This is a genomic window from Echinicola rosea (assembly GCF_005281475.1).
GTDB classification, from domain to species: Bacteria; Bacteroidota; Bacteroidia; order Cytophagales; family Cyclobacteriaceae; genus Echinicola; species Echinicola rosea.
This window is the reverse complement of the sequence record NZ_CP040106.1, coordinates 2620027-2642922: the sequence shown is the minus strand read 5'-3', so window position 1 is coordinate 2642922 and position 22896 is coordinate 2620027. Positions and strand designations below refer to the sequence as shown.

The following is a 22896-nucleotide window of genomic DNA, read 5'->3' as shown; positions in this document are numbered from 1 at the left end:
CATTTAAAAACTGAGGTCAAGCCTATCGAATACTTTATCCAGTATTGGCACGACCTGTCCTTTTAGAATTGACTATTTTTGTGGAAATTGAGAAAAGTCCATGGGCAAAATCATCATTGGAACATCATCTATTCCCTTCGGGGAAATCAAAAAAGGAAACTGGCCTGACTGTGGCCCCTACTTTGACCGATCGCTGGCCTTCTGTCAAGCTTGGCTAAATGGTGAGGCAAGCTTTCAGCTGAATACCTCCGGCTCCACCGGGACACCTAAGACGATCGACATAAGCCGGCGGCAAATGGAAATAAGTGCGGCTGCCACAGGTAAATTCTTTGACATTGAGCCAAAGGCCAATCTACTTTGCTGTTTAAACACCGACATGATTGCCGGTAAAATGATGCTCGTCAGAGGACTGGAATGGGACAGCATCATCTATTTGCAAGAACCTTCCGGAACCCCTTTGGCTGATTTAGATGGTTTGGGCACCTTTGGTTTTGTAGCGATGGTACCGGCACAAGTCGAAAACAGCCTTCTCTATAGTATAGAAAAACTAAAAAACATCCAACACCTCATCATTGGCGGAGCACCCCTATCACATAAACTCCAAAAGGAAATATCCCAACTATCCTGTAATGCCTACCAAACATACGGCATGACAGAAACCGTTTCCCATATTGCCTTGGCCAAAATAACCGGTCTTCCTCCACTCATCTATCGTACGCTCCCTGGAGTGACTATTTCCACCTCCAAAGACTCCTGCCTGGTCATCAATGCTCCAATGGCCAACACCACCCTGACCACAAATGATAAGGTAACCATTCCCGCAGCAAACACCTTTATTTGGCAAGGACGGGCAGACTTTACCATCAATTCCGGTGGGATAAAAATACAGCCAGAAAAACTGGAAGTAGAAATCGCCTCAACCATGGAAATGCATTTACCAGGGAAACGCTATTTTATTGCTGGAGCACCTGACGAAAAATGGGGACAGCGGGTAGTATTGGTCATCGAGTCAGCCCCTATTTCCACTGCCAAAAGGGAACAAATTGAATCTGAAATTGCCGCAAAAGTCAAAAAACATGAGCGTCCAAAAAACATTTATTTTATAGAAAATTTTACAGAGACCCCTTCCGGCAAAATCAAAAGGATCGCCAGCCTAGAACAGGTTTTGGATAAATTCATTTAACTTAAAAATACAGGTCAAAAGTCATATTTAAACATTGATTTATTATCTTATCCTAGCGAACCTAAATCAGCCTATGCCGTAAGTAAAGGCAAGGTTTTAACAATTTTTAACCTATTCGCGTATGGATGATCTACTGGCCGCCAGGTCTCAAATGGCACTTTCGTTGGGTTTTCACATCATCTTTGCCTGCATCGGCATGATCATGCCCTTCTTGATGGCAATTTCCCACTATAAATACCTCAAATCCGGAAAAGAAAAATACAAGACCCTCACCAAGGCTTGGAGCAAGGGCGTGGCCATCTTCTTCGTGACGGGAGCTGTGTCGGGCACCATGCTTTCCTTTGAGCTAGGATTATTGTGGCCGGAATTCATGAAGCATGCAGGCCCGATTTTCGGGATGCCCTTTTCCTTGGAAGGCACCGCCTTTTTCATTGAGGCGATTGCCTTGGGATTCTTTCTGTATGGGTGGGAGAAATTCCATCCCTGGTTCCACTGGTTTACCGGAGTGGTAGTCGGGGTAAGCGGCCTGGCTTCAGGCATCTTGGTGGTCGCTGCCAACGCTTGGATGAATTCCCCTGCAGGTTTTGACTACGTAAACGGTGAATACCTGAACATTGACCCCATGGCCGCCATGTTTAACGACGCTTGGTTTACCCAATCGCTGCACATGATCTTGGCCGCATTTGTGGCGACATGCTTTGCAGTGGCCGGCATCCATGCTTGGCTGCTTACCAAGGGCAAAAACACCAATATCCATAAAGCCGCTTTGAAGATTTCCCTCACCCTAGGTGCAGTGGCTGCCATCTTACAGCCCCTCAGTGGAGACCTTTCTGCCAAGGACGTCGCAGAGAGACAACCTGCCAAACTTGCGGCAATGGAAGCACATTTTAAAACGGAAGAGGCTGCCTCATTGATCATCGGCGGCATTCCTGATGAAGAAAACCAAGCGGTACATTATGCCATTAAGATCCCTGGTGCCCTAAGCTTCCTGGCCCATGGGGATTTCAATGCAGAAGTCACCGGCTTGGACCAAATCCCCAAAGATGAGCAACCTCCTGTCACCATTACCCACTTCGCTTTTCAGATCATGGTAGGCTGTGGCATGGTGCTCATGATAACGGGAATTATCTGGCTTTTTGGCCTCTGGAAGAATAAAAAGTACATCTATTCCAGTAAATTTTTGGGATGGATTGCCCTGCTTACCCCACTAGGGTTCTTAGCCGTAGAAGCAGGTTGGTTTGTCACAGAAGTGGGGCGACAGCCGTGGATACTTTATGGCATCATGAAGACCAAGGATGCCGTCACCCCGATGCCGGGCATTGTGTATTCCTTTTTACTATATGCAGCGATTTATGTCTCACTTGCCGGAATCGTCACTTTACTCCTGATCCGCCAGATCAAAAACATCGATAAAAACCAAGACTTATCACTACCGTCAAATTCCTGAATTATGCTTTACGTAGTCATCGCATTTTTATACCTTTCTTTACTATTTTACCTCCTCTTTGGAGGAGCCGATTTTGGTGCGGGAATCATCGAGCTCTTTTCGGGTGGATCATCCAAAGAACGAACACGACTGCTTACTTATCAGGCAATTGGTCCGATCTGGGAAGCCAACCACATGTGGCTGATCATTACAATTGTGATCTTGTTTGTGGGGTTTCCGGAAATTTACACATTGGCCTCGGTCTATCTCCACATCCCCCTTTCCCTGCTCTTGATTGGGATTATTGCACGCGGAACAGCCTTTATATTTCGGCATTATGATGCCGTGAAAGATCATTTCCAAAAAATCTACAACCTGATCTTTGTTTACTCTTCTTTTATGACGCCATTTTTCCTTGGTATCTTAGCCGGCACCGCCATCTCAGGAAGAATAGATCCTGATGCCACAGATTTCGTGTCAGCATACCTGAGTCCGTGGCTGGGGTGGTTTCCGCTATCGGTAGGGCTTTTCACTGTGGTAATCTGCGGATTTCTCGCGGCGGTATTCCTGATCGGGGAGGCCAACGACAATGATGACCGTGAACTCTTTCGAAAAAAAGCTTTCCGCATGAACATCCTGACTGTAATCGCTGGAGGCTTGGTGTTTCTGGTCGGGGAATGGGAAGGCATCCGGCTGTTTACAGAGCTGATCAACCACCCAGTTGGATTGGCGGCATTGGTCTTGGCCACCTTGTCCCTGCCAGTAACTTGGATGCTATTGCGACAGAAAAAAGTCTATTGGCCCCGGGTACTCGTAGGCTTTCAGATCACCATGATCCTGGTAACGCTGATGGTCAGCCAACATCCCGATTTTATCATTCTCAAAAACAGCACGATAAGCTTGGAAAATGCAGCCGCAGGTGAAAGTACCATATTCGCATTGGGCATGGCCCTGCTGATCGGCAGTCTATTTATCCTTCCAGCACTGTTTTACCTGATTTACAGCTTTCAGAAACAACCGGTTTCGGTCAAAAAATCATTAAAACATTAAGTTTGTAAACACCTCCCTCATTCAGGCCATTATTCCTCCCCATACCAGGAAGCATATTTAGGGTAATTTTCAGCAGTGCGTTTGATGACCGCCATCATCTCCTCACCTGTATCTTTTACCTTTTTGGCGGGAATCCCAGCATAAATGCTGTTGGCTTCCACCACCGTCCCGGCTAAGACGATGGCTCCGGCGGCTATCACTGCACCACTATGCACCACTGCATTGTCCATGACCACTGCCCCCATACCGATCAGGACATTATCATGAACGGTACATCCGTGTACGATGGCGTTGTGGGCGATGGACACATTGCTTCCGATATAGGTACCAGCCTTTTGATAAGTACAATGGATGATGGCGCCATCTTGGATATTGGTATGGTTTCCGATGACGATTTCGTGGACATCACCCCGTACCACGGCATTGAACCATACCGTACAGCCTTCTCCCATACGCACATCTCCTACCACGGTGGCGTTATCTGCCAGCCAGCATTTATCCCCGAGTTTAGGTGCCTTACCATTTACCGCTTTTACTAGTGCCATATAACTATTCTACGTGTTTTTTCGTCTTATACTCAAACATTTAATCATCAAATCTAGTTTTTTTAATGACAATGTGAACCTTTTTTTCTAAATTTAAATTTACATGTACATACATCTAATACACATAAAATTATAAGACTAAACAATTATGAAATCAATTAAAACTACCGGCCTATTACTGGCAAGTGCCCTCTTAATGGTGGCTTGTGGCCAAAAAAGCGAAACTGTAGAAACTTCTGAAGCACAAGAAGTAGCTGAAGCAACTGGGACCACCGTTGCTGTAGATCCTGCCGCAAGTGCAGTTTCTTGGACCGGCTTCAAGCCTGCTGGCAAGCATTTTGGGACAATCCCCGTGACGGCTGGAGAAATCACCATCGAAGGAGATGCCATTACCAGCGGTAATTTTACCTTTGACATTGCTGCCCTCGAAATTGGCGATATGGAAGAAGGTTCTGAAAATTACGGTAAACTTCACGGCCACCTTCAATCTCCTGATTTCTTTGATGCGGCTAACCATCCTACGGCGACGTTTGAAGTGACCGCTGTGGAGCCATTTACGGCTGATGCTACCATCGAAGACAAAGAAGAATTCGAAACTGAATTTACCCCTAACAGCCTTAGCGAGCAAATGGTAGAAAACCCTACCCACTGGATCAGCGGAAACCTGACCATGAGGGGCACTACCAAAAACATCAAGTTCCCTGCAGCTGTCAGCCTAAACAATGGCGTTGTATCGGCCAAAGCCGGTTTTAATATCGACAGAACTGACTGGGGCTTGACCTACAGTGACGAAAGCTCTGTCGCGGACAAAGCAAAAGACAAATTCATCTACAACACGGTAAATGTTGGCTTTGAAATCAAAGCAGACTAAGTGCTGATAGAAAGATTTACAAAAAGAGGAATTTGATCAAATTCCTCTTTTTTTATGTCCTTTCCCTTAATTTTGCCCCATGATGGACACATTAACAAGGGAATTTCCGCTCAAGAAAAACTGGATCGAAAAGGCCCTGCACTGGGTCACAGAGCATTTCGACTACACCAGTTATCACCATCCCAACGACATTGCTTATCCAGTACAAGGTTTTCCCCATGTGCTCTATGCCGGACAAGAAACCATCCCTTGGAATGTCCTCGAATCACACGTTGGTCCCAAGGCAGGAATCTTGAGCTATGACCTCAAAAACAAATTCGAAAGGCTTAAAAGCCAAAATCCATCACTAGTAAACTGCCCCGAAACTTGTTTTTTCCTTCCGCAACTGACCATTTTATTCCATCAAGAAACACTTGAGATCAAACACACTGAACCGGAAAAAATATTTATGGAAATCGACAATATCCAACCTAAAACGGTTTCCAAAAGTATTTCCCCTATCGTAGTAAAAACCAGCAAAGACCAGTATATCCAACATGTAAGGAACATCCAGAACCACATCCGTGAAGGAGACATTTATGAGCTAAATTACTGCATCGCTTTCGAAGCAGCGATACAATCGATAAGCCCTGTCCAGCTGTTCTTCGAATTACAGGAAAAATCGCCAATGCCTTTCGCCAGTTTCTTCAAATGCAAAGATCAATGTATAGTGGGGGCAAGCCCAGAAAGGTTTATCAAAAAACAGGGAAGCAAGCTTATTGCACAACCCATCAAAGGAACTATCCGAAGAGGCAAAACCACTGATGAAGACCAACAACTCAAGGAAACATTGCGTCAAAGTGAGAAAGAACAGTCTGAAAACCTGATGATCGTGGACCTCATGCGAAATGATTTGGCGCGGATTTCACAAACGGGAACAGTAAAGGTAGATGAGCTTTTTGGCATTTACCCATTCCGCCAAGTCTATCAAATGATCTCTACCATCTCGGCTACCCTTCGCCCCAACCTTTCCTTTGCGGAGATCATTGCTGCTACATTTCCGATGGGAAGCATGACGGGTGCACCTAAAATAAAATGCATGGAACTGATCGAACAATACGAAAACTTCAGAAGGGGATGGTTTTCTGGAGCACTGGGATACATAGACGAAACGGGAAATTTTGATTTTAGCGTCATCATCAGGAGCATCATCATCGACACCAAGGCCAAACATCTCTTTTTTGCTGCTGGTAGCGCCATCACGTATGATGCAGATCCAGCATACGAATATGATGAATGCATACTCAAGGCCAGTGCTATCCAAGAAATCCTGAACACCTAACTTTCTCAACCTCTAAAACGATCCAACATTCGACCAAACCAGCCCTTTGACAAGGAACCGGGTTCTTCATAGTATCCCGAATAGTGCCCTTTTTTAATAAACGAATAATTATAGCCATAGCCATAGTTATACCCACCAAAATCATTTCCATCTGCCTTCACGGCATTGAATACGCCATAAAAATGATCGACCTGCTCATTGTCAAAAAGATCATTGATCATGAGCAGGTACTTCTTCCGAGTGTAATCCTGCCTGACGATATATAAATTCACATCCGAAAACCGCAATAAATCTTTCGTCTCCGACACAAGCGCCAATGGAGGCGTATCCAAGATCACCACATCAAATTCTTTTTCCAACGAAGCCATCAGCTCACTCAATTTTGGTTTTAACAGAAGCTCTGAAGGGTTGGGAGGAACGGGACCGGATGGTATAAAATAGAGATTTTCATGTTCGGTCTGATGGGTAATTTCTGATCTTGTGCATTTCCCCACCAGATAGGAAGAAAGGCCTTTTTTATTACTGATCCCTACATACTGCGCAATTCGCGGTTTGCGGAGATCCATCCCGAGCACACAGGTCTTTTTTCCACTCAGGGCCATGGCTGCGGCCAGATTTAAACTAACAAATGTTTTCCCTTCTCCCGAAACGCTGGACGTGACCAAAACCCTTTTACATTTCTTATCACTGGCAAGGTAAAAGAGTGCTGATCGAAGTGACCGGAAGGATTCCGAAGCAATGGCCTTTGGATACTCTGCCACCAGCATATTTGTCTTTTTTTCGCTATAGCCAATGGTGCCCAGTAAAGGCATTCTAATGGCATTTTTAAGTTGAATTTGATCAAGGATTTTGTCATTTAAAAAATCATAAAGCAATATAAGTCCCAATGGCAATAACAGTCCCATTCCCATAGCCATCGTGTAATTATTGAGCTTTTTGGGAAAGATCAAGTCTCCCCGTTTAGCATAATCCACCACCGAAATATCGGACACATTGGAAGCTTTTGCTATTCCAACTTCCGCCTGCTTTTCCAATAGGTAATTATAGAGGTTTTCCCTTAACTTAAACTCCCTGTAGATATTGGCATAATTGGATTCAGCTTTAGGGATCTTTGAGAATTCCTGATCATAGGCTGCCAGTTTTTTCTCGGCTTCCAGCTTTTTCTTTTCCGTATTGGAGATCAGGTTTTTGATATTTTCAAAGATGTTTTCCCTTAATCGGCCTATTCGTTCATCAAGTTTTTTGACATCTGGATGGTTTTCATTCACAATAGAAAGGACACTTTTTCTTTCCATGGAAAGTGTCATCAGCTGCTGGGTCATGTTGTTCAGGGTAGCATCGGTGATTCCCATCATGGAAGGGGCCACGGTTTTGCTGAAATCTCCATTTCTTACGCTGAGGTATGATTCCAGTGATTTATAATATTCCAGTTCAAAATCCATTTCTTGAAGTCGCTCTTCAAGTGCTTGGATCTTGGTTAGCACTCCCCCATATTCAGAATTCACATCCAGCATCTTGTTATCCACCTTAAAATCAAGCATTCTCCGTTCTGCCAAGTTCAGGGAATCTTCTACCACATACATCTGCTCCTCAATAAACTTAAGGGTATTTTCTGCAATTTGGTTTTTCTTTTCAAGGTCATGTTCCATGTAGGCATTCATCAGAGCATTTATATAATCCCTGCCCTTTTCCACGACTTTAGTGCGTAGGGTCACCTGAAGGACAGAACCATAATTGTTTTGGGGCCGCACAGCAATGGCGTTGGAGTAATAATCCACCAAAGAAGAAGGATTATTGATAACAAAGGAAAGTTTTTCCCCTACCTCCATTGACGTTTCTTTCTCCACGACAAATTTGGTCCTTGAAGATTCGATCACCTCGCCAAATCGATAGGTTTTACCAAGGATATTGGCATCCTTTGGGATGGATTTTTTGGTGACAAAGTAATTAAAAAGACCATGATCCGCCGTGCTCAGTATAAATTCATCTTCACTCACCATGGTCAAATCGATCAGTCCATGCTCTTGCTGGACATGGTCCCAATCCACCTTTACCATGACAGGAGATTTTTGGTACAGCTCTATCTCTTTTATATTGGTATAAGCAAAATAACTCACATCGAAATGCACTTTTTCAAGTGCTTTTGCCGCAAGGTTTTTGGATGTAAAAACCAACATATCATTTTCCAGGGTACCCGGATTTTCAAAAATATTTGACCGGTCCAATATGCGCACCTCAGGGCTTGGAGCAGCATTGATCAGCATGCTGCCCCTTACTTCATACCTCTCAACCGTGTACCGGTGATACATGAATACACCAGCCAAAGCTATCATTGTACTGACCAAGTATATGGGCCAAAACCGAAAATACTTTAGCAAATAGTACTTTATATCTACCGGCCTATCGTCTTCCTCAAACTTCGGCATGTCATAAGCATCTCTCATGTATTAATTTTTTGTAAGGGCAACAAAGAACAATACTGCTGTCACCAATCCAATAGCCAGCTGTAGTGTGGTTGCAAGGTTATTAGCATCTCCGACCTGTCTAACGGACATTGGCTGCAGGTAAAGAATGTCATTGGGCTGGATAAAATAATATGGTGAGGCGAGCAAGGCCCGATCGTTTAGGTTGATCTGGTGGATTTTGGTACCTCCATCGTATTGTCTAATCAGAAACAGTTCATTTTTCTTTGCCAATATATCGCTCTCGCCTGCCAAAGCAATTGCGTCGAAAATAGTCGCCCTGTTTTTATAGATCACCTTGGTACCAGAACTGTTGAACTCCCCGATAGTAGTAAAACGTATCCCTCCTATTCTCAACCTCACATAAACCTCATCTTTGAAATACTCGTTGATTTCTTTTTCGATCTTGGCACGCGCAGCCTCTTCTGATAGTCCTGCGATCTTGATCCTGCCAAGTTTTGGAATCCGTACCGCTCCGTCCTTGTCGATGGTATATCCAGTAAAGTAAAATGGATCACCACCATTATTACCACCTCCGGATCCGCGTGCGTTTCGAGCACCCTGGTATTCAAACACCTTCGTCAGCTCCTCATCGGAGGAAGCAAAATCAATATCTACGATATCAAAAGGCTGCAGAATATATTCATAATCCACCTCTGCATAAGGAATAAACTCGTCCAGATCAATTGGATCGTTTTCGGGTAAGTTCTGCAAATAATTAAGACGCTTATTACTAATGCACGAAATCATGAGCAGTGCTATGGGGATAGCAAACAGCAATTTATTCATTCAAAACTAGAATTCTACTATGTTGATTGGTGTTATATCAAATCAAATATACTCAAATATCCAAGTTATGAAAATGCAAATATCAATTATGAACTGCTTCATTCACCATCAACAAAAAAGGATAGCCAAAATACATATTCGGCTATCCTTTTTTTTCTTTAACCACTCTCGCAAGCATCATTCCCCATAGTGCTTATCGTAATAATTCTGGTAATCTCCCGAAGTTACACTTTTCAGCCATACTTCATTGGACAAGTACCAATCCACGGTTTTTTCTATTCCTTCTTCAAATTGTAAGGAAGGCTTCCACCCTAGCTCTTTTTCAAGCTTCCCCGCATCAATGGCATACCTCAAATCATGGCCAGCCCGGTCTTTCACAAAAGTGATCAACTGAGCGGATGTCCCTTTTTCATTCCCCAACTTTCTATCCATTATCTCACAAAGGAGGGTTACGATGTCAATGTTTTTCCATTCATTCCAGCCTCCTATATTGTAAGTCTCTCCTGATTTGCCTTGGTGAAAGATGACGTCAATAGCAGCTGCATGATCTTCCACATAGAGCCAATCCCGTACATTTTCTCCTTTTCCATATACAGGTAGTGACTTTTGGTTTTTGATATTATTGATACAAAGTGGGATCAATTTTTCAGGAAACTGGTTAGGACCGTAATTGTTAGAACAATTGCTGATGACGGTCTTCATGCCATAGGTATTCGCATAGGCTCTGACAAAATGGTCAGATGATGCCTTGGACGCGGAATAGGGTGATTGGGGATCATAAGCAGTGGTCTCCAAGAAAAAACCACCATCATCAAGTGATCCATAAACTTCATCCGTGGAAACATGATAAAACAAATGTCCATCCAATTCCTTCCAAGCAGTCTTGGCAGCATTCAGCAAGTTCACCGTACCAATGACATTGGTCTTTACAAAAGCCAAAGGGTCAGAAATAGACCTGTCCACATGCGACTCAGCGGCCAAATGGATTACATCGGTAATTTGATATTTACCAAATACCGCTTCTAGCCCTTTTTCATCCAATAAATCGATTTTCTCGAAATGGTAATTTTCCTTTCCCTCTACTTCTTTCAGGTTTTCCAAATTACCTGCATAGGTCAGGCTATCGAGGTTCACAATAGTATAATCCGGGTAATTCGCTACAAATAGCTTGACGACATGGCTTCCAATAAAGCCTGCTCCACCGGTAATTAAAATTGATTTCTGCATGGGATGTATGTGTATCTTTTATATAAGATTGGTTATTTATTTAAGGGCTAACCCAAAAACAAATTTACAACAACCAAAAACAATACCATAACACCCCATACTATACCTGATAATAATCTCTATACCAGTTTACAAAATTCGTCACACCGTCCTCCACGAGGGTATTGGGCTTATACCCGGTCACTTCGGAAAGGGCCGACACATCCGCATAGGTAGCAGGGACATCCCCTGGTTGCATGGGCAACATCTCAAGGACAGCTTCCTTTTCGGTAGCTTTTTCGATCGCCCTGATAAAGTCCATAAGATTCACTGATTTGGAGTTCCCGATATTGAAGAGCCTGTAGGGAGCCTTGGAAAGCGGATCATCTTCTGTCGTCTCTTTTCCCGTCGGAGGTACTAAAGCCGTACGATATACCCCTTCTACGATGTCATCCACGTAAGTAAAATCTCGCTTCATCTTCCCATAATTAAAGACCTTCAATGGCTTACCTTCTAAGATGGCTTTGGTAAAAATAAACAAGGCCATATCTGGCCTTCCCCATGGGCCATATACTGTAAAAAACCTTAAGCCGGTCGTCGGAACACCATAAAGATGGCTATAGGTATGCGCCATCAATTCATTTGACTTTTTCGATGCGGCATATAAACTTACTGGGTGATCCACATTGTCACTGGTCGAGAAGGGCATCTTCTTATTGGTGCCATACACGGAACTGCTAGATGCATAAACCAGATGCTTTACCGGGTGATGCCTGCAAGCCTCCAACACATTCAAGAAACCGACAATATTGGCATCCACATATGCCCTGGGATTTTCCAAACTATACCTCACCCCGGCCTGTGCTGCCAAATTAACCACAACATCAAACTTCTCCGCCTCAAAAAGTGCCATCATCTCCTCCCCATCTTCCAGCTTCATCTTCACAAACTCAAAGCAACTCTTGTCGGTAGAGGCTACCTTTTGATGATCACTGAGATCAGCCACCTCAATTTTTAGGTCCTTCAACCTATCTAGTTTGAGATTCACATCGTAGTAGTCATTAAGGCTATCAATACCAACCACTTGGTGCCCTTCCTGCAAAAGTTTTTTTGATAACCCATGGCCAATAAATCCAGCAACTCCAGTTACTAAAAATTTCATGTTGTCTTTCTATTATCTATTAGGCTCCAAATGGAACAATTTCTTATACTTCTCTTCTATTCACTAAAACAAATATATAAAAAAGTATTAAACATTAAAACAAATGCTTTTCATAACAAAACTTAATCACTGATCCACTTCAATTTGTCATGCGAATATAAAAAAACACTCCGTCTATGAAGTGTTTTTTTTCGTTTGATTAAAAAAACAGTGATTACCACATACCGAAGATCCCTTTTCCATAGTGGTCAAAGAGCCTAATAGATGCCATAAATTCATGTGTGCTTCCATACATTCTAGACTGCTTTTTAGTAGCCATCTCATAACTGTACCCCACACTGACGCGATTCATCAAAAATCCCGCCTGCAATCCTGTCGAATAGTCCACCCGGTGTCCGACTCCCAACCAGACGCGATCCATAAACAACGCCTTCACGTTAAATTCTGCGTTATACGGCAAATCTTCCTGAATGCGATAAAGCACATTACCGACCAATCCGATATTTTCGCTCACTTCTCCCCTATAACCTGCTTGGAGATTATGACTCATTGGACGATTTACGTAAAACTCATCCCCTGATGAAATTTTACCCGCAGCTATGTTCTGTACTGCATACCCAACATAATACTGCTTATGCCGCAAGCCCAAACCAAAATTAAAATCCAAAAACTTCATTTCTGCAAATCCTCCCAAATACTTGGAAAGGGAAGGATCATCGGACTGCTCTGGAGTTAACCGCATTCCATCCAGCTCGGTATTTTGGTATTTGACACCTATCCCCAAACCCAAATGGTGCTTTTCGGACAATTTAATTCGACTGGAATAATTGAGCACCAATTCAGTCTCTGTAAAAGCTCCATGCTTATCGTACATGATAGAAAGGCCGATGGCATTTCGTCCGATGGACGGCACGCTATCATTCCCTCCCATATGTGCAAAATCACCTTCTACACTTCCATAAACGGTCTTTGGTGCTCCGTCAATGCCACTCCATTGGTTCCGGACAATACTTCTGGCACTGCTTCCTTCCAATCCAACCAATGCAGGATTATAATAGCTCTGGAGGGAATTAAAATAACTAAAATACTTTCTGCTCTGCCCATACCCTTGGTTTAGAACCATGGCGATGAATAGAAATATAAATATGAGCTTTTTCATGTTGTTGCTTTTCATGGTAACCACTGTTGGAATTAGTTTCTAATGAGGTTAAGGACTCCCCTACGCTTTTGTCGCTCTTCTCCTAACTCGATCACATAATAATAGGCTCCGACCGGCAAATCCCCTCCTTCATACCTTCCATCCCATCGCTCTTCTGGATCATACGTCACAAAGACCATCTTTCCGCCTCTTTCAAAAACCATCAACTTTACATCACCATAAAATTTCAATGAGGACACGCCCCAACTGTCATTGATACCATCTCCATTTGGGCTGAATACATTGCTGATATTTAGATCATCCAAGTCGGGTTTTGACCGGGTGATCATAAAGGTCTTGGAAATGCTATTTCCCATTCTGTCCGTACTGCTTACGGTAATGGTAAATTCCTGCTGGCCATCTGGCATATCTGCGGATGTCCAAAACAACCTATCCCCCAAGATGTAGAAATACTGCTCATCCTCATATTCGCCCGTGAGGGCATAGGTGTGCTGATCGTCGTCCTCATCTACAGTCGTCAATATACCAAGCGGGGCATTCGGATCATCCTCAACTGAAAACTCGTCATCACTTAGCAAGATATCTTCCGGAAGTGATTTCTCATTGACCATAATGGTCAGGTTGGGCTGATGGTCACCATCGTAGCTGTAGTGATCTCCCAAATTCAGTGTACCGGCATTCTGATAAATCCCTGGAACCAACTCATCGTATTGTTGAATATCCCAAACCACATCAACCATCACTGTCACTCCTGAAACCAACACGGCTTCTACCTGCATTGGCAATGGTAAGTCCTCCGGGGCTGTCCCCCAACTCACCGTCAGCATTTCAGGGTCAATCAATGAAGCGATAATATTACTTTTCAAGGTAATGGTAAATTCGTAAACCGATTCGTTTCCTGCTTGATCTACAGCGGTTACTGTTATTGGATGGGGCGTCTCATAGCCACTGAGCACCGTACCTTCTGCGGGGACCTGCACTTGCGAAACCACGGTACAGTTGTCCGAAATACTCAATACCGACAGGTAATCCTCCAATACGTACTCTCCGCTTGCATCCACATAGATATCAATATTTTCTTCCGTCCCTGTGATCGTGGGAGAAGTACTATCTACCACAAGTATAGACGTGGTCAACGTTTCCGCAAATCCTTGATCACCTGTCACCAAAACATCCACACTGACCTCTCCCAAGTCTGCACAACCGAAACTTGACCTACTCAATTCATAACTAAAATCCTCCAAGCCCAAACAAGTCCCGCTAAGTCCTGTCACCATGTCGGTATAAGACACTTCCGCTGCTCCATTTTCATCCAAGGAAACCTCCACTTCTTCCACCACAAATGAAAGTGCCTCGCTGTGGGTCACCGTCACCATGGCGATCGTTTCAGTCACATTGCCAGCTATATCCGTAGCCGTAACGCTCACTTCATTTTCACCCAAATCATCGCAGGTAAATAAATCCTGATCCAAGGAAAGCACTATTTCATCTGATGAGGAGAAATTATCACTGACCGCCTCCACCAAGGCATTTACCGCTATCGATGCCTCTCCATTCTCTCCTAAGGTAATTTCCTGATCCACGGTACTGATCACTGGACCATTCATATCTATGGTTATCGACAGTTTATTACTTGACTCACTGGCATTGCAAGCGCCATCTACCGATACGGCAGCAAGCTCATATTGTCCCTCTTCCCAAGCCAGTTCTGTAGCGTCAAAAGCCCAATCCCCACTATCATCTGCTGTTACTTCGCCTACTTTTTCGTCATTGGCGAGAAGGCTGACTGCTAGATTAGGCTCGGCTGTGCCGGTGATGGTAATGGAGGAGGTATTGGTAATTTGGTCGCCATCCGAAGTTCCTGTATCAGGGCTGATACCAGTTACCTGGGGTGGTGGTGGCGCAGAACCATCTATGATAATACTGTTCTGTGCAGGGATTTCCGTACTTTCCAACTCTAGGTCTATCAAAGCATTTCCTGCCAGATCCATGATCCCTTCTTCCTCTACCTGCAATGCGACCACCTCAATTCCATCTTCGTCCACATCCCCTGAAATGATCTCATAGGTAAAGATCAATCGTTCGGCACTGCTCTTCTCAGTGTCCAGATTGGCCAATATTTCACCTGAATCCAACACCACTTGCAAAACTACCGGCCCATTGACGGTGACCGGTTCACTCATATCCAATGTAAACTCCAGGGCACTTCCTCCACACACCGAGTAAGTAGCATCTTCCGGTAACATCACTTGGGAAACAATTGGGCGGATACCGTCCACCTGGACACCTGAAGTGTTGGGAAGCTGGCCAATCGTAAGGTCTGCCGCTTCCTCCTCGCTGTCCACAATGCTGGCTCCTCCCACATTCACTTCCTCCGTCAGCCCTATGCCATCCTCATCAAGGTCGCCTTCCTCCACAGTATAGCTGAACTCCAGCTCATTAGATCCCGAACCTGCAGTATAGCTAGCTGACACAGTCTGATCCCCAATTTGCAGGGTCAGATCCGGCTCACCGCCATTTACCCATACCGGTCTGTTGAAAACCAGCACTATGGAAACCTTGTCGCCAATACCATACAGGCCATCTGCCACCGTTGTTACTTCGGTGATGACAGCGGGGACGTTCTTGATTTTGATAATTCGGGACTGCTCGGCACTTTGATTACCTTCAGTATCAAAAACCGTATATACTACCACCCTATCTTCAGTATCTGGAAATGGCGAAAGGTTATTATATGTTACCTCCCTGAAAATCCGTTGGTAAACAGAAAAATCCGCCTCTCCCGTAATGGTCAACTCACCACTCGTAAAGTTGTAATTTATCGTGAGACCACTATCATTGGCCAAGTCCACCACGTCAGGGCCGATATTCATAATTTCATTACCGCCGTCAAGCAGATTGGCAAGCTTGACAATGGCTTTGGAGGCTTTTGGCGAATCCTCATCTGTCGCGGTCACTCCGCCATCAATCGTAACGGCGCCATCTCCAGGCTCAAATTCCGTATATCCTGGAGTAGTGGTAATTACGGGTGGAGCTCCTGGTACTGGCTCTCCGGAAAAAGGGTACGCAATACGGTATAGCATTACCCCAATAATGCAAAAGAGTAGAGTTCTTTTCATATGTCCTAGTGTCTGGTCTTAATCAACGCAGGAAATAATTTTTACAAAATCCACATAAATAGGTTCAAAAAACACAAAACCATATTTATATGAATTTAAAAATTATAAAATAAAATTTTACTATGTCGGTTAAAAACAAATATAATAAAGCAATTGGCGTATCAAAAAAAATCACCAAAAAATTGTATTTTTAACTAGTTTATTTAAAGTATAAACCTTTCTCACATATTTGGCCGTGGAATTCATACACTCTAAAAGATTTACCCATTTAATTATAATTCCATTCATTAATGCTTAATTTTGGTTCACTATAAAACCTATAATTAAACCGATGAAGAAAATTGCTGTATTAACCTCGGGAGGAGATGCGCCTGGCATGAATGCTTGCATCAGGGCGGTGGTCCGTACCGGGATTTTCCATGGGATGGAAATGTACGGAATCATGTATGGCTACGATGGCATGATCAATGGTGAAATCCAAAAAATGGAATCCCATGCTGTAAGTAACATTGTCCAGCGTGGCGGTACCATCCTTAAATCTGCCCGTAGTGAAAAATTCCGTACCAAAGAAGGTCGAAAGATCGCCTACGAACAATTACAGAAACTTGGCATCGAGGGACTCGTCGCCATTGGGGGTGACGGTACGTTTACGGGAGCCAAGGTGTTTTACGAGGAATATGGAATCCCTACCATAGGATGCCCTGGCACCATTGACAATGACATTTATGGTACCGACTTTACGATCGGATTTGACACTGCCATTAATACGGCCTTGGAAGCTATCGACAAAATCAGGGATACGGCTGCAGCACACGACAGGATCTTCTTTATCGAAGTGATGGGAAGGGACAGTGGCTATATCGCTGTAGAGTGTGGCCTAGGAGGCGGAGCAGAAATGGTCATGGTACCGGAAACCAAAACCACCCTTCATGAAGTAGTGGAAAAACTGAAAGGCTCCCGCAAAACCAAAACATCCAGTGTCATCGTAGTGGCCGAAGGGGATGAGGAAGGCAGCGCTGCCGAAATCATGGAAAAGGTCAAAAACATCATCGATGACGAAACGAAAGACTTCAAGGTGACCACACTTGGACACATCCAACGAGGTGGAAGCCCTACCGGAAAAGACCGAATGCTCGCAAGTAGGTGTGGCATGGCTGCGGTGGAAGGCCTTATGAGTGGTCAGGCCAATTGCATGGCCGGCATTATCCATGACGAAGTGGTCTATACAAGTTTTGAAGACTGTATCACCAAAAACAAACCCCTAAATAGAGACACCCTAAAACTTATCGAAATCTTAAGTATATAACATGGGGTTTATTCCAATATTACTCACCTTAGCAGGCTTTATATTGCTCTTCGGCATGGTGGTCAGTTACAGCATCAACCAGAAAAAAGAGCAATATAAAACTGCTCTGCTAACCCTTCAGAAAAATCTTGGCGTAAAGCCATCTCATGACACCATGGAAATCGTGATGCTGGAAAAAGAAATCCAAGGCCTTCTTGACACCGATCATCCTGACACAAATTCCGCTAAACGGCAAATTGGCCATATCAAACTTCTCAAACACCAATACAATCAACTGATCCAGACGAAGCCCTACAGCCTAATTGCAAAGCTCACTGGTCACCGGCCCATTTGATCCTGAACAAACATCACCACTTTTTCATACTCATCTGGAGCGAACCATTGCATCTCCTCATCTTTCCTAAACCAAGTCATCTGCCTTTTGGCATACCTCCTGGAGTTTCGTTTCAGCAATCTTACCGCTTCATCTTTATCATATCTCCCCTCCAAATAACCAAATATTTCAGAATATCCCACTGTTTGCAAAGCGTTTAATTGGCGAAACGGGAACAATCTTTCGGCTTCGTCAAACAATCCCGCGGCTATCATCTGATCCATACGCAGGTTGATTCGGTCGTAGAGCTCCTGCCGCTCTCGTTTCAGCCCCACTTTGATCACTTGAAATGGCCGATTGATTTTATTCCTTTTTCGATAACTACTAAACGGCTTTCCTGTCCCAATTGTCACCTCACAGCCCCTGATCAAGCGTTGCGGATTATGGCTATCGACCTGCTTATAATAATCGGGATCCAATTCTGCTAATTTTTCCTGCAAAGCAGTGATGCCTTCATCTTGGTATAGCTGATTCAGTGATCGCCTAATTTCTGGATCGACCTCGGGAATCGCATCAAAACCATTGCAGATGGCATCAATATAGAGCCCGGATCCTCCCGTCATGATGACCACATCATTAGTCTGAAACAAATCATCCAAAACCAACAGGGCGTCTTTTTCAAATTGCCGTACATCATAATCATCATGAATAGACAAGTTGTTTACAAAATAATGAGGAACACCTTGCATTTCAGCATGGGAAGGTTTGGCTGTACCAATATCGGTTTCTTTATAAAATTGCCGACTATCAGAAGATATGATAGCAGTTTGAAATTTTTTAGCTAGCTTTATGCACAATTCGGTTTTGCCTACAGCTGTAGGCCCGGCTACCACAAGAAGATATTTATTATTTTTTATCAAAGACACCACATAAATTTAGGGAGAACCAATGGCCCAAAATTAGAGGATTAGGTCATGGAAAACAAAAGGATATTAATAGTTGACGATAACAACCTGAACAGAAAAGTTTTTGAAAACATCATCTGTCACAATTTCCCATTTTCATCAGCTGAAAACGGTCAGGATGCTATTGATAAAATAAAATGTGAAAGGTTTGACCTGATCTTAATGGATATCCAAATGCCCGTGATGGATGGCATCACCGCACTTAAGATCATCAAAGCAGAAGGACTCACTGCTGCGCCCGTCATCGCCATATCGGCGTATTCTGACCAGACAGACCGTGACTATTTTTTATCTGCAGGTTTTGACGATTTTATCGACAAACCCGTAAAGCCCAAGGACCTACTGGAAAGTATCAGCAACCACCTTCATAAAAACACCTTGGAATCATCCAATCAACCATCAGGTGATGATCAAGACATACTGGATAAAAAGGTGTACAACCAGCTGAAAAAATACAACTCCAATGAAGACATCAAAACGGTCTATGAAGACTTTTTTGAAGAAGCCCAGACACTCTTGGATGAAATCAAGTTGTTAATTGATCAGGGAAATTATTCAGAAATTGATGAAAAACTTCATATATTAAAAGGAAACTCTGGTACTTTGGGGGCGACGATATTGTTTAAGCATGCCAGTATTTTGGAACAAAAATTAAAAGACTCAAAATATAATGGTATTATTGAAGATTATTTAACATTAGAATATCAACTCAAGGTATTCAAATCGCATTTGGAAGAATTAAACAACCTATCTTAAAAATGAGCGAGAGCAAAAAAGTTTTAGTAGCTGAAGACAGTTCGGTGATTATCAACCTGACTAAAAACGTTCTGTTGTTTGAAAATTATGAAATTACCGCTGTCAAAAACGGCAAACAAGTTCTGGATAAACTAGCAGAGGAAGATTATGACCTAATCCTTATGGATATCAACATGCCCAAAATGGACGGTATCGAATGTACCAAGGCCATCCGGGCACTTAGCGATCCTAAAAAAGCTGCCATTCCAGTCATAGCCATTACGGGCAATTACAAAAACTACACCATGGAGGACTTTAAACAGGCGGGGCTCAATGATTACCTCCAGAAGCCACTGGACTATGACCTATTGCTATCCACCGTCAAAAAACACCTTGGCCCAAAATAATCCCATATTGTAAATTCCTGATGGCAATAAAGTACACAAAAACTTATCTGGATAAAATCGAAAGTCTTTTTGCTGAATCGGACTATATGCTCCGGTATGAAAAAGGGAACTTTAAGTCAGGCTACTGTATCTTAAAAGACACCAAAGTCGTAATAATAAATAAATATTACACGCTAGAAGGAAAGGTAAACACCCTGATAGACATTCTAAAAGAGCTTGATTTTAATCCGAAAGAATTCGAGAACAAAAAGAACCAAGATTTCTATGTCGAGCTACAGCAAACTGAACTGAAGCTCTGATCATCAAACTCCAGCTGTACCTCGGAGGATTTGCACTCCTGCGCTTATGATCCACCCCTCTCTCTTTTATTGCGCGGGAAAACAGTAAATATAAGAATAACAAAAAAATGAAAGTTACTTTTCTAGGAACAGGAACATCACAAGGAATCCCAGTAATCGGTTGTACATGCGAAACATGCAGTTCTGTCGATTTTAGGGACAAAAGACTGAGAAGCTCCATCCACCTAAAAGTAAACGACAATAGCTTTGTGATTGACACCGGCCCAGACTTTAGGGCACAAATGCTGCGTGAAGGCATTCGTCAATTGGACGCCATCATCTATACGCACGAGCATAAAGACCATACTGCCGGAATGGACGATATCAGGCCATTTAATTTTATGCAGATGAAAGACATGCCGCTCTATGGCACCGCTGCTGTACTTGACCAGCTCCAAAGGGAATTTTCATATGTCTTTGCCCCAAAAAAATACCCAGGCGTCCCTCAGGTAGTCACCAATGAAATCAGCAACAAGCCATTTGAAGTGCTCGGAACGACATTCACACCTATTCTGGTCATGCATTATAAGTTACCTGTCTTTGGCTATAGAATAAAGGATTTTACCTACATCACCGATGCAAAATACATCGACGAAGAAGAGTTGGAAAAAGTAAGGGGCACGAAAGTTCTGGTGCTAAATGCCCTCCAGCTCAAAGAACATCTCTCCCACCTTACTCTCTCCGAAGCGCTGGAACTCATTGACATCATCAAGCCTGAAAAAGCTTACCTCACCCACATCAGCCATAAACTTGGTTCGCACCAAAAGGTGGAAGAAAAGCTGCCAGATAATGTCTTCTTAGCCTATGATGGCCTTACGATCAGCCTATAACCATGCATCTTAATTACCATTTCCTTAAATACCTCTGTCCAGAACTGGAGACAACCTTCGCGGGACTGGAGTTGGTCACCTGTTTTTCCCAGCACAAAGACGAATTGGTCATGGGGTTCGCTGATGATGAACAATCCCATTACCTAAGGGCCAACCTGAGCCCTTCCAACCCCTGCATTTGTTTTCCGGAGGATTACAAGCGCAGCAAAAAAAATAGCGTTGACCTATTTCCGGAGCTGATCGGAGATACAGTTGTTTCCGTTAGAGCATTATCATTTGAGAGGGCATTCAGGTTTGATTTCAAGTCCCAAAAAACCCTGCTCTTCAAACTTCATGGAAGCCGCAGCAACATACTTCTTTATTCATATGGCGATCATCAACACCCTAAAGCCCTATTTAGAAATGAACTCAAAGAAGACCACAATATCGCTCTACATGAACTGGAGAGGCACTTGGACCTTTCCTACGAAGAATTCCTAAAACTGGAAGGAAAAGCTGCCGCATTCTTACCGACACTTGGAAAAATCCCACGCGAATGGCTAAAGTCCCACGGGTACATAGAGGCGGATATCGAAACCAAGTGGCAGTTAATGCAAGAAATGCTCGACATGCTGAATGCCCCCCTCTTCAGCATCATCAAGAAAAATGACCAATATCAGCTTACCCTTCTCCCTGTCCAAAATGCCATATTTTCTTCGGCAGACCCTACAGAAAGCTGCAATGCCTACTTTCAACATGCGGTCATTCATCAAGCCTTCGAAAAAGAAAAAGGCCTATTGGTAAAGAAGCTGGAAGACCAAAAAAAGAAAACCAATACATACCTAAACAAAACATCAAACAAACTGGCCGAGCTGCAAGACAGCCCCCCACCCAGCCAAACGGCCGATGTGATCATGGCCAACCTCCACCAAATCCCACAAGGAGCTGAAACAACCACTTTGTTTGACTTCTATCAAAACAAGGAAACCATCATTAAGCTGAAAAAAGGGCTTACCCCCCAAAAATACGCCGAAAACCTCTACCGTAAATCAAAAAACAGGAAACTAGAAATCCAACAGCTCCAAAAGAATCTATCGGAGAAAGAAGATTACTACCTGCAGCTGGAAACATTATTGGAAGAGCTGGCTCCTATTGACAATTTTAAAGAACTAAGAGCATTTTCCAAAACCCATCAATTATCTACAAAACCCAAGGAAGACCAAACCAATCTCCCATTTAAGCGGTTTGAAATAGATGACTTTGAAATATTAGTGGGCAAATCCGCTAAGTCGAATGACCAAATGCTCAGGTACTACAGTTGGAAAGATGACGTATGGCTTCACGCTAAAGATGTCGCAGGATCCCATGTCATCATTAAATACAAATCAGGCCAACCCATTCCTCAAACCACCCTGGAAAGAGCCGCCGAGTTGGCTGCCTACTACTCAAAAAGCAAAAACGAATCTCTTGCCGCGGTGATTTACACGCCTTGCAAATATGTCAGAAAAGTAAAAGGCTCACCCGCTGGTGCTGTAATGGTCGATCAGGAAAAGGTGCTTATGGTTGCTCCTAAGGGCCCTGTCAGTAGCTAAACTACAGGAAGTCTTGGCTGTGATTAAAGGGAAAAGAGCAAAGAAAGAGTAAAGTCGCAAGCTTGAAGCCCGAAGAAGGAAGAACGATCTGAATGATACAGATGACTCCTTACCCATTTTCCAAGTTAGGCTTTACCC

General features: G+C 43.5%; 20 protein-coding genes. 12 read left to right on the top strand and 8 right to left on the bottom strand.

From position 1 onward, the window contains the following. Positions 1-100 precede the first annotated feature (100 nt). The 3 genes from FDP09_RS10620 (at position 101) to FDP09_RS10610 (ending at position 3659) form a co-directional block, all read left to right on the top strand. Positions 101-1183, top strand: coding sequence for an AMP-binding protein (locus tag FDP09_RS10620; protein ID WP_137402650.1), 1083 nt, complete (start codon positions 101-103; stop codon positions 1181-1183). 121 nt (positions 1184-1304) lie between these two features. Further along, on the top strand, positions 1305-2630 hold the full coding sequence (locus FDP09_RS10615) for a cytochrome ubiquinol oxidase subunit I (protein ID WP_137402649.1): 1326 nt from the start codon (positions 1305-1307) through the stop codon (positions 2628-2630). 3 nt (positions 2631-2633) lie between these two features. Then, positions 2634-3659: a cytochrome d ubiquinol oxidase subunit II gene (locus tag FDP09_RS10610; RefSeq protein WP_137402648.1), complete on the top strand. Its 1026-nt coding sequence runs from the start codon at positions 2634-2636 to the stop codon at positions 3657-3659. A 29-nt stretch (positions 3660-3688) separates the two neighbouring features. Here FDP09_RS10610 and FDP09_RS10605 read toward each other — a convergent pair whose 3' ends face one another. After that, positions 3689-4204, bottom strand: a complete 516-nt coding sequence (locus tag FDP09_RS10605; RefSeq protein WP_137402647.1) for a gamma carbonic anhydrase family protein — start codon at positions 4202-4204, stop codon at positions 3689-3691. A gap of 148 nt (positions 4205-4352) precedes the next feature. On the opposite strand from FDP09_RS10605, the gene FDP09_RS10600 reads away from it, so the two are divergent. Further along, positions 4353-5075 (top strand): YceI family protein, encoded by a 723-nt coding sequence (locus FDP09_RS10600; RefSeq protein WP_137402646.1) that lies wholly within the window; start codon positions 4353-4355, stop codon positions 5073-5075. Positions 5076-5154: 79 nt separating this feature from the next. Then, complete coding sequence (locus tag FDP09_RS10595; protein WP_137402645.1) at positions 5155-6396, top strand: anthranilate synthase component I family protein; 1242 nt, start codon at positions 5155-5157, stop codon at positions 6394-6396. Positions 6397-6401: 5 nt separating this feature from the next. On the opposite strand, the gene FDP09_RS10590 is transcribed toward FDP09_RS10595, so the two are convergent. The 6 genes from FDP09_RS10590 to FDP09_RS10565 all read right to left on the bottom strand — a co-directional run bounded on the left by FDP09_RS10590 (position 6402) and on the right by FDP09_RS10565 (position 16293). Continuing rightward, positions 6402-8840, bottom strand: a complete 2439-nt coding sequence (locus tag FDP09_RS10590) for a polysaccharide biosynthesis tyrosine autokinase (protein ID WP_137402644.1) — start codon at positions 8838-8840, stop codon at positions 6402-6404. Positions 8841-8843: 3 nt separating this feature from the next. Beyond that, complete coding sequence (locus tag FDP09_RS10585) at positions 8844-9647, bottom strand: polysaccharide biosynthesis/export family protein (RefSeq protein ID WP_137402643.1); 804 nt, start codon at positions 9645-9647, stop codon at positions 8844-8846. A gap of 177 nt (positions 9648-9824) precedes the next feature. Further along, on the bottom strand, positions 9825-10874 hold the full coding sequence (gene rfbB, locus FDP09_RS10580) for a dTDP-glucose 4,6-dehydratase (protein ID WP_137402642.1): 1050 nt from the start codon (positions 10872-10874) through the stop codon (positions 9825-9827). A gap of 100 nt (positions 10875-10974) precedes the next feature. Beyond that, positions 10975-12015 carry an NAD-dependent epimerase gene (locus tag FDP09_RS10575; RefSeq protein WP_137402641.1) on the bottom strand — a complete coding sequence of 347 codons (1041 nt, stop codon included), beginning with the start codon at positions 12013-12015 and terminating at the stop codon, positions 10975-10977. Positions 12016-12229: 214 nt separating this feature from the next. Beyond that, complete coding sequence (locus FDP09_RS10570) at positions 12230-13174, bottom strand: PorP/SprF family type IX secretion system membrane protein (protein WP_137402640.1); 945 nt, start codon at positions 13172-13174, stop codon at positions 12230-12232. A 32-nt stretch (positions 13175-13206) separates the two neighbouring features. Further along, entirely contained in the window at positions 13207-16293 is a 3087-nt protein-coding gene (locus FDP09_RS10565; protein ID WP_137402639.1) for an Ig-like domain-containing protein, read from the bottom strand. Between the two features lie 331 nt (positions 16294-16624). On the opposite strand from FDP09_RS10565, the gene pfkA reads away from it, so the two are divergent. After that, entirely contained in the window at positions 16625-17599 is a 975-nt protein-coding gene (pfkA, locus tag FDP09_RS10560; RefSeq protein ID WP_137402638.1) for a 6-phosphofructokinase, read from the top strand. A gap of 1 nt (position 17600) precedes the next feature. Continuing rightward, the gene (locus FDP09_RS10555; protein ID WP_137402637.1) at positions 17601-17933 is read left to right on the top strand and encodes a hypothetical protein; all 333 of its coding nucleotides are present in this window, start codon (positions 17601-17603) and stop codon (positions 17931-17933) included. Here FDP09_RS10555 and miaA read toward each other — a convergent pair. Next, positions 17918-18832 carry a tRNA (adenosine(37)-N6)-dimethylallyltransferase MiaA gene (miaA, locus tag FDP09_RS10550; protein WP_137404991.1) on the bottom strand — a complete coding sequence of 305 codons (915 nt, stop codon included), beginning with the start codon at positions 18830-18832 and terminating at the stop codon, positions 17918-17920. The genes FDP09_RS10555 and miaA overlap by 16 nt on opposite strands. Positions 18833-18886: 54 nt before the next feature. Here miaA and FDP09_RS10545 point away from each other — a divergent pair, with 54 nt between their 5' ends. From FDP09_RS10545 to FDP09_RS10525, 5 genes are all read left to right on the top strand, one after another. Beyond that, entirely contained in the window at positions 18887-19633 is a 747-nt protein-coding gene (locus FDP09_RS10545; RefSeq protein ID WP_137402636.1) for an Hpt domain-containing response regulator, read from the top strand. 2 nt (positions 19634-19635) lie between these two features. Beyond that, positions 19636-20019: a response regulator gene (locus FDP09_RS10540; protein ID WP_137402635.1), complete on the top strand. Its 384-nt coding sequence runs from the start codon at positions 19636-19638 to the stop codon at positions 20017-20019. A 20-nt stretch (positions 20020-20039) separates the two neighbouring features. Beyond that, entirely contained in the window at positions 20040-20318 is a 279-nt protein-coding gene (locus FDP09_RS10535; protein ID WP_137402634.1) for a hypothetical protein, read from the top strand. A 107-nt stretch (positions 20319-20425) separates the two neighbouring features. Next, complete coding sequence (locus tag FDP09_RS10530; RefSeq protein ID WP_137402633.1) at positions 20426-21187, top strand: MBL fold metallo-hydrolase; 762 nt, start codon at positions 20426-20428, stop codon at positions 21185-21187. Positions 21188-21189: 2 nt separating this feature from the next. Further along, positions 21190-22758 carry an NFACT RNA binding domain-containing protein gene (locus tag FDP09_RS10525; protein WP_137402632.1) on the top strand — a complete coding sequence of 523 codons (1569 nt, stop codon included), beginning with the start codon at positions 21190-21192 and terminating at the stop codon, positions 22756-22758. Positions 22759-22896 lie beyond the last annotated feature (138 nt).

Coding starts and splice junctions, on each gene's coding strand:
- FDP09_RS10620 (WP_137402650.1), top strand. CDS start 101: ATGGGCAAAATCATCATTGGAACATCATCTATTCCCTTCGGGGAAATC.
- FDP09_RS10615 (WP_137402649.1), top strand. CDS start 1,305: ATGGATGATCTACTGGCCGCCAGGTCTCAAATGGCACTTTCGTTGGGT.
- FDP09_RS10610 (WP_137402648.1), top strand. CDS start 2,634: ATGCTTTACGTAGTCATCGCATTTTTATACCTTTCTTTACTATTTTAC.
- FDP09_RS10605 (WP_137402647.1), bottom strand. CDS start 4,204: ATGGCACTAGTAAAAGCGGTAAATGGTAAGGCACCTAAACTCGGGGAT.
- FDP09_RS10600 (WP_137402646.1), top strand. CDS start 4,353: ATGAAATCAATTAAAACTACCGGCCTATTACTGGCAAGTGCCCTCTTA.
- FDP09_RS10595 (WP_137402645.1), top strand. CDS start 5,155: ATGATGGACACATTAACAAGGGAATTTCCGCTCAAGAAAAACTGGATC.
- FDP09_RS10590 (WP_137402644.1), bottom strand. CDS start 8,840: ATGAGAGATGCTTATGACATGCCGAAGTTTGAGGAAGACGATAGGCCG.
- FDP09_RS10585 (WP_137402643.1), bottom strand. CDS start 9,647: ATGAATAAATTGCTGTTTGCTATCCCCATAGCACTGCTCATGATTTCG.
- rfbB (WP_137402642.1), bottom strand. CDS start 10,874: ATGCAGAAATCAATTTTAATTACCGGTGGAGCAGGCTTTATTGGAAGC.
- FDP09_RS10575 (WP_137402641.1), bottom strand. CDS start 12,015: ATGAAATTTTTAGTAACTGGAGTTGCTGGATTTATTGGCCATGGGTTA.
- FDP09_RS10570 (WP_137402640.1), bottom strand. CDS start 13,174: ATGAAAAAGCTCATATTTATATTTCTATTCATCGCCATGGTTCTAAAC.
- FDP09_RS10565 (WP_137402639.1), bottom strand. CDS start 16,293: ATGAAAAGAACTCTACTCTTTTGCATTATTGGGGTAATGCTATACCGT.
- pfkA (WP_137402638.1), top strand. CDS start 16,625: ATGAAGAAAATTGCTGTATTAACCTCGGGAGGAGATGCGCCTGGCATG.
- FDP09_RS10555 (WP_137402637.1), top strand. CDS start 17,601: ATGGGGTTTATTCCAATATTACTCACCTTAGCAGGCTTTATATTGCTC.
- FDP09_RS10545 (WP_137402636.1), top strand. CDS start 18,887: ATGGAAAACAAAAGGATATTAATAGTTGACGATAACAACCTGAACAGA.
- FDP09_RS10540 (WP_137402635.1), top strand. CDS start 19,636: ATGAGCGAGAGCAAAAAAGTTTTAGTAGCTGAAGACAGTTCGGTGATT.
- FDP09_RS10535 (WP_137402634.1), top strand. CDS start 20,040: ATGGCAATAAAGTACACAAAAACTTATCTGGATAAAATCGAAAGTCTT.
- FDP09_RS10530 (WP_137402633.1), top strand. CDS start 20,426: ATGAAAGTTACTTTTCTAGGAACAGGAACATCACAAGGAATCCCAGTA.
- FDP09_RS10525 (WP_137402632.1), top strand. CDS start 21,190: ATGCATCTTAATTACCATTTCCTTAAATACCTCTGTCCAGAACTGGAG.